Genomic DNA, 1,334 nt, shown 5'->3' with positions numbered 1-1,334 from the left:
TTCAGTTTCCAATACTGAGGCTGACACACCGCAATCGGGGGCAAGCCCCTCCCACATTTGTTTTGCGGTGGGTTCAAGCTACCGCGACAAATTGACCCGATAGACAAAAGGCACGGCTCATTCCGTGCCTTTTGCGTCGCGCTCTGAGAAAATGCCCGCACTTTTTTTGCGGATGCCGACATGACTGCCCTCAAGAACGACCGTTTCCTTCGTGCCCTGCTCAAGCAACCCGTGGACGTCACCCCTGTGTGGATGATGCGCCAAGCCGGTCGCTACCTGCCGGAATACCGCGCCAGTCGCGCCCACGCCGGCGACTTCATGAGCCTGTGCATGAACCCGGAGTTCGCCTGCGAAGTCACGATGCAGCCGCTGGACCGCTACCCACAACTGGACGCGGCCATCCTCTTCTCCGATATCCTCACCATCCCCGACGCCATGGGCCAAGGCCTGTACTTCGAGACCGGCGAAGGCCCGCGTTTCAAGAAAGTCGTCAGCACCCTGGCCGATATCGAAGCGTTGCCGATCCCGGATCCACACAAAGACCTCGGCTACGTGATGGACGCCGTGAGCACCATCCGCCGTGAGCTGAACGGCCGTGTACCGCTGATCGGCTTCTCGGGCAGCCCATGGACCCTGGCCACCTACATGGTCGAAGGCGGCTCGTCGAAAGACTTCCGCAAGACCAAGGCCATGCTCTACGACAACCCACAAGCCATGCACCTGCTGCTGGATAAGCTGGCACAGTCGGTCACCTCGTACCTCAATGGCCAGATCATGGCCGGTGCGCAAGCGGTACAGATTTTCGATACCTGGGGTGGCAACCTGTCGGCGGCGGCGTACCAGGAATTCTCTCTGGCCTATATGCGCAAAATCGTCAGCGGCCTGATCCGCGAACACGAAGGTCGCAAAGTGCCGGTCATCCTGTTCACCAAGGGCGGCGGCCTGTGGCTGGAAAGCATCGCCGACGCCGGTGCCGATGCATTGGGCCTGGACTGGACCTGCGACCTCGGCGAAGCCCGCCGCCGTGTCGGCAATCAGGTTGCGCTACAAGGCAACATGGACCCTACCGTGCTGTACGCCAAGCCGGAAGCGATCCGCGCCGAAGTCGGTCGCATCCTGGCCAGCTATGGCAAGGGCACCGGGCACGTGTTCAACCTGGGCCATGGCATCACGCCGGAAGTGAACCCGGAGCATGCCGGCGCGTTCTTGCGCGCGGTGCATGAGTTGTCGGCGCAGTATCACGAGTGACACGCAGAGCAAAAATGTAGGAGGGGGCTTGCCCCCGATGGCGGTAGTTCAGTCAATGAATCTGTTGACTGACACACTGCAATCGG

1 protein-coding gene is annotated in these 1,334 nt (G+C 60.9%); it reads left to right on the top strand.

What is annotated here, in order from left to right; genetic code table 11:
* Positions 1-180 precede the first annotated feature (180 nt).
* Positions 181-1,248, top strand: a complete 1,068-nt coding sequence (gene hemE / locus IQK56_RS30405) for a uroporphyrinogen decarboxylase (protein ID WP_193863690.1) — start codon at positions 181-183, stop codon at positions 1,246-1,248.
* Positions 1,249-1,334 lie beyond the last annotated feature (86 nt).

This window comes from Pseudomonas cyclaminis, assembly GCF_015163715.1.
Classification (GTDB): domain Bacteria; phylum Pseudomonadota; class Gammaproteobacteria; order Pseudomonadales; family Pseudomonadaceae; genus Aquipseudomonas; species Aquipseudomonas cyclaminis.
Note: the sequence above shows the minus strand (reverse complement) of the source record. Positions and strands in the feature narration are given on the sequence as shown.

What these genes read in the sequence shown, in the direction of transcription:
- hemE (WP_193863690.1), top strand. Translation starts at nt 181, where the DNA reads ATGACTGCCCTCAAGAACGACCGTTTCCTTCGTGCCCTGCTCAAGCAA.